Here is a 5999-nt window from a genome sequence, read left to right as displayed (position 1 = left end):
CAGTTATCAGTTATCAGTTATCAGTTATCAGTTATCAGTTATCAGTTATCAGTTATCAGTTATCAGTTATCAGTTATCAGTTATCAGTTATCAGTTATCAGTTATCAGTTATCAGATGGCGCAATAATATTATTGTAGGGGCGAATTACATTCGCCCTCTTTTAATAACTTCTGCTGCTCACCATAAGTGAGAGAAAGTCACCAATATGAGATGCACCCTGTGAGTTTTCAGTTCATTAGACATCTGCAAAAATTATAACTCAATCACAGCTTGCTTTTATGTCATGTACTAATAAATAGTTGGATGACTGAAATCTAAGTACAGGACAAAAATTGTAGAGAATGAAGAAAATTCCGATAATTGGACAAAGAAGGGTTAAGGATCAGATGACGAAGATGGTCAAAACCTAAGCGAAAAAGACTCTTAGCACGACGACCATGTTTCTTGAGCGGAATTGGATGAAGCTGATGAAGCCATAGGCCAGTCTTGAAAGACCAGACCAAAGCTAAAGTCAACAGAGCAAAAAGTAGGCCGCAGGCGATCGGGGTCAGTAAAGTGGGTCGATTGCCAGCAAAAACCACGAGTCTTGAAAATGCCAAAAAGGGTTTCAAGACCCCAGCGCAGAGCGTAATCGCTGATAATTCCGACCGTATGTGGGGGAGCAATCACGACCAAGAGGTCTCCGTCGTCCAAACGCCAGGCTTCAACAAAAGACGCGATCACCCCAAACCCGACAATCACCTTTGAGTTGTTGAGATTCTCCGATCGCCAAGTGGGCGAAGACGACTTTGGCAAGCCTTGGCTTTTCCCTGCCGCTGAATCTTGTCAGTAGCTCGAATCCTTAACCGGAAAGACATAGACGGTTCGAGGAGAAGATAGCGCAGCCAAACTTGACCGATAAACTCCCGGTCGCCACACAAGCAACGAATTTGAGCGGTGGGAAAAATTTTTAAGATCGCCTCAATGAAGTGCATACGCACACCACCACCGGAGTTTCCCTTTTCCCCGAGCAGCCACCACCAGACGGGAATGGCAACCCCTTCATGGACTATGCCTAGAGTCGGAATATTGTAACAATGGTCGCCAAACTCCCAGGTAGTTCGGTCAAGACTCAACACCCAAGGTTGGGGGAGCTTCATCCAACTCACAACAATTTTGGCAATTTAGGAGTAATCTAGCTCAAATCATCGAAAAAAGGGTTGTAATCTTTTGTAGTTAGACTCTTTGAGGGCTTTACCTCCAAATCCAACTGCTAACTCGCTCAGATTGACGGTTTTGACTTTGATTAAGGCTAGTAGGAATAGTGCCAGAAACGAAATTCAAAGCACCATGCCATCCGAGATGGGGTTGAAGGGCTTGCTTTAAGGCACTATACTGGTTCATAGGGTTTTGGAGATTGGTTCTATTTCTCATAAAACCCTACTCCCGCCTACTTTAAAATCTTTTAAACCGCATCCACAGGGAAACCCGTAGTTTGGCTTTTTCGGCTATGATCCTTGCATAGCAATACTTTTAAGGGTTAATGGCCTGCCAGTGAAATTCCAGTTCTCTAGCTGGTTGCGGTTTATATCCTTAAAAGTGTCCCGAAGTCAATCTCAGCTTTAGATGTCATATTCCTTACTCTATAAGGGTTTGAGGCTATTTTAACTAGATACCATGTTTTTGGACAAATTCCCAAATTATTCTCAAGCTATACTGGCATACTAGATGCGGTCTAATACAGTTATCCCTTGACTATTTGATTAATGATGAACAACCAACAAAACGGGGCTTTGAAAACCCAAAGCCAAGTAAATCTGCCAGTTTTTGCTCAACCGGCTTTTATCCCCTCCCCGACGCAGGAAGAAGAAGAAATCAACCTGCGTCAAGTCCTTTCTGTGGTCAAGCATCGCTGGTTGATAATCGCTGGCATCACCCTAGGAGTAACAGGTGCGATCGCTACTTATACTTTCTTAAAAACCCCCATCTATCAAGGTAAATTCCTGCTGCTCATCGGTCAACCCATCGAGGAAAATAAAAGTTCTTCCAGACTGGCAGCCCAAGATATCCTACCTCAGTTAGGTGGTGAAGACATCGATTATGATACCCAAATCGCTGTTTTAACCAGTCCTCAACTCCTTAACCCCATCCTTAGTAAAATAACCCCTAAGTATCCCGATTTTACCTACAGTGATTTAATTAGTAAAACTGGCAAATCTGATCTCGAAATTAGTCAATTAAAAGAGACGAAAGTTTTAGAAATTTCCTATCAAGATGCGGAACCGGAAAAAATTAAGCTGGTTTTAGATAATTTAGCCCGTCATTACCTAAACTATAGTTCTCAGGAACGGAAGACCGAAATTAATCAAGGCTTAGATTTTGTTAACGCTCAATTGCCCGTGCTGCGGGAACGAGTTAATTCTCTACAAAAACAAATGCAGCAATTCCGGCAGCAATACAATTTCCTGGATCCCGATAAAGAGGCGACTCGTTTATCACAACAGTTAACCACTACTGAACAAGATTATCGGGCAGCCCAAGTCGCCCTTAACGAAATTAACTCTCGCTCTCAAGCTTTACAGCAACAGGTGGGATTAGACCCTAATCAAGCAATTATCGCTACTTATCTCAGTGAATCTCCCGGTTATCAAGATTTGCTCAAGCAGTTGCAAGAAGTGGAAGTGGAATTGGCGAAACAATCGGCAGTTTTTGCCAAGGATAGCCCGATAATCGCCACCCTAGAGGAAAAACGGGCTAATTTACTGCCCCTACTGCAAAACGAAGCCCAGAGAACCCTAGGGGAAAAACTGCCCCAGACAGTGGGTAATTCCCCGGCTTTGGTATCACGAAGCGCTTTGCGAGTAGAATTAACCCAACAATTGGTGGAAGCCGCTAACAGTCGCCAAACCCTAGAAATTAAGGTAGAATCCCTTGCCCAAGCCCTGGAACAACAGAAAGCCTCGGTCAAAAACCTAGCCGTACTATCCCGTCGTTATACGGATTTGCAGCGAGAATTGGAAATCGCCACCACCAGTCTCGGCCGTTTTCTGGAGGAACAACAAAAACTCCAACTCAAGGTGGCACAACAGGTCGTCCCTTGGCAACTAATTTCCCCACCAGAAGTAGGGGAGAACTTCGTTTCCCCTAAACCCGTGCGAAATCTGGCTTTAGGGGTTATCGGTGGTCTGTTACTAGGCCTAGGGGCGGCCTTTTTAGCCGAAAGATTAGACCCCGTTCATCATAGTGCAGATGAACTAAAAGAAGATACCAAGCTACCCCTTTTAGGTGCAATTCCTTGGCAAAAAGACCTCGGTACGATCGAAAAAGTGATCACCGCCGCCCTACCCCAGTTAACAGTCGGCGATCGCAAAATTACTATCCCTAATACTACTGCCAAATCAGCCAGCGAAAACCCCTCCTACTATAATTTCTCGCCCTTCTCGGAGGCTTTCCGCACTCTTAACACCAATATTCGCCTCCTCGGTTCCGATTCCCCCCTCAAGTCCCTCGTGATTAGTTCTGTATCACCGGGAGATGGTAAAACCACTATGGCAATCAATATCGCTAAGGCGGCCGCCAGTATGGGACAAAGAGTCTTACTGGTGGATGCCGACCTGCGACGACCCCAGATTCACCAGCGACTTAATCTCGATAACGACCACGGACTCAGTAATGTCATCGCCGAGGGTCTCGATTGGAACGAGGCAATTCAACCTCTACCCCGTTACGAGAATTTATCGATTCTTACCGCCGGTTCAATTCCCCCAGATCCAAGCCGTTTGCTTTCTTCCCAGAGAATGCAGGAGATGATCTCGCAATTACAGCAAGACCACGCTTTCGATCTAATTATCTACGATCTACCACCGCTCGCCGCCTTTGCCGATGCCAAAATTCTCGCCGCCATGGCCACTGGCCTAATTCTCGTCACCAAACTGGGCAAAACCGATCGCTTTGCGCTTAAAAATCTGCTGGAAGATCTGAGATTATCCCACATTTCCGTGTTAGGTTTAGTGGCTAATAATGTTAGTCGGAAAGACCACAATTATCGTTACTATGGCCATTACTACGGCAAAAGATAATTAAATACCATCCCAGTTACTATTTATCAGTTATCAACTTTTAATTTATGTTAAATGCGGGTTTTAATTTGGTATCGCAATGATCTGCGGGTTCACGATCACGAGGCAATTTATCAAGCTGTTCAAGAACAATTAGAGATAATTCCCTTCTATTGTTTTGATGAGCGTCAATTTGGTTTTACTTCCTACGGGTTTCCAAAAACTGGCAAGTTCCGGGCTAAATTTTTATTAGAAAGCGTAGCAAATTTACGACAATCTCTGGAAAGTTTAGGCGGTAATTTAATTATCCGACGGGGAAAACCAGAAGAACTTATCCCGCAATTAGTTCAAGAATTGCAGATAGCCAAGGTTTATTATCATCAAGAGGTAACAGCAGAGGAATTAGCGGTAGAAAAAGCGGTAAATAAGGCTTTATCCGGGGTTCCTGTGCAGATAAAAACTTTTTGGACAGCCACTTTATATCATCCTGATGACTTACCTTTTACCCTTAATCAATTACCAGAATTATTTACTAATTTTCGTAAACAAGTAGAACGTCATTGGCAAATAAGAACAACTTATCCCACGCCGAAAAAGTTGACAAAATTGCCTAAAATAGAGTTGGGAAACCTTCCCAGTTTAAACGATTTAGGCTTAACAGAACTAATTTTAGACTGGCGAGGTGTTTTGTCGTTTCAAGGGGGTGAAATGGCAGGAAAATCACGGGTTAAGGAATATATTTGGGATAGTGATTCCTTAAAAACCTATAAGGAAACCCGCAATGAAATGTCAGGGACTAATTATTCCTCAAAATTCTCAGCTTGGTTAAGTTTTGGCTGTCTTTCCCCCCGTTATATCTATGAGGAAGTACAAAAGTATGAGCAAACGAGAGTAAAAAATGACTCTACCTATTGGCTGATTTTTGAATTATTATGGCGAGATTTTTTCCGATTTATTGGCAGTAAACACGGGAATAAAATCTTCTATAAATCTGGTTTGCAAGAACTTTATTTACCTTGGCTAGAAGATTGGGAAAGATTTAATCTCTGGTGTGAGGGAAAAACCGGTTATCCCCTTGTAGATGCTAATATGAGAGAATTAGCCGCTACAGGATTTATGTCGAATCGTGGCCGGCAAAATGTCGCTAGTTTTCTGAGCAAAAATCTCGGTATTGATTGGTGTATGGGAGCAGAATGGTTCGAGTCGTTATTAATTGATTACGATGTCTGTAGTAATTGGGGTAATTGGAATTACACTGCTGGTGTCGGCAATGACGCGCGAGGATTTCGTTATTTTAATATCCCTAAACAGTCGAAAGATTATGATCCCAAAGGTGATTATTTACGTCACTGGTTGCCCGAATTAGCCCTAATAAAAGGCGATAAAATTCACGAACCTTATAAATTATATCCAGAGGAACAAAAGCGTTATGGGGTGATTTTAGGGGTTAATTATCCTCGTCCCATTGTCGATTTTTTTCAATCCATCAAACACAACGAAAAAATTTATCTTCAGCATTTCAGTGAACAGTAATCAGTAATCAGTAATCAGTGGACTTCTACCTAATATTGTCTCAAGACTAAAATTATTTCTAGACAAGAAACTTACCCAAATAAAAATGATTTTTATTGCCCCGTATTTTTTCAGTCAAATTGAATGAACAACGATAGATATACATTTCAGTCCTAAGTAGGGCTTGCTGAAAAAGCCTGAAATGCCGATAGGAAAAAGGTTTCGACTCAATAAAGTCGAGAAGAAAGGCCCAAAAAAAGGTAAAATACCCTAAAAGCCAGGCACTTTTTTAATCCAGTACATATGTATTTTATCTCAACAGAAACTCCATCAGAACCCGAATCATTTGAACTGCCCTTTGGCGGAAAACTATCAGATGAAAACCGTTGGGTTATTATGACCAACTTAATTCCCTGGGAAAAATTTGAAGAAGAATACGCAAAAAGCTT

General features: G+C 42.4%; 2 protein-coding genes and 2 pseudogenes. 3 read left to right on the top strand and 1 reads right to left on the bottom strand.

What is annotated here, in order from left to right; translation table 11 throughout:
- Positions 1 to 315: 315 nt before the first annotated feature.
- Positions 316 to 1384 (bottom strand): annotated as a pseudogene (locus tag IM322_RS07540) (IS4 family transposase).
- Positions 1385 to 1746: 362 nt separating this feature from the next.
- Here IM322_RS07540 and IM322_RS07535 point away from each other — a divergent pair.
- From IM322_RS07535 to IM322_RS07525, 3 genes and pseudogenes are all read left to right on the top strand, one after another.
- A complete protein-coding gene (locus tag IM322_RS07535; protein WP_287675602.1) occupies positions 1747 to 4059 on the top strand; it encodes a GumC family protein in 2313 nt (770 codons plus the stop codon).
- 54 nt (positions 4060 to 4113) lie between these two features.
- On the top strand, positions 4114 to 5571 hold the full coding sequence (locus tag IM322_RS07530) for a DASH family cryptochrome (protein ID WP_287675601.1): 1458 nt from the start codon (positions 4114 to 4116) through the stop codon (positions 5569 to 5571).
- Positions 5572 to 5853: 282 nt separating this feature from the next.
- Positions 5854 to 5999 (top strand): annotated as a pseudogene (locus tag IM322_RS07525) (IS5/IS1182 family transposase); the annotation flags it as partial.

It is taken from the genome of Microcystis sp. M109S1, from assembly GCF_020247025.1.
Taxonomy (GTDB): Bacteria; Cyanobacteriota; Cyanobacteriia; order Cyanobacteriales; family Microcystaceae; genus Microcystis.
Note: the sequence above shows the minus strand (reverse complement) of the source record. Positions and strands in the feature narration are given on the sequence as shown.

What these genes read in the sequence shown, in the direction of transcription:
- IM322_RS07535 (WP_287675602.1), top strand. Translation starts at nt 1,747, where the DNA reads ATGATGAACAACCAACAAAACGGGGCTTTGAAAACCCAAAGCCAAGTA.
- IM322_RS07530 (WP_287675601.1), top strand. Translation starts at nt 4,114, where the DNA reads ATGCGGGTTTTAATTTGGTATCGCAATGATCTGCGGGTTCACGATCAC.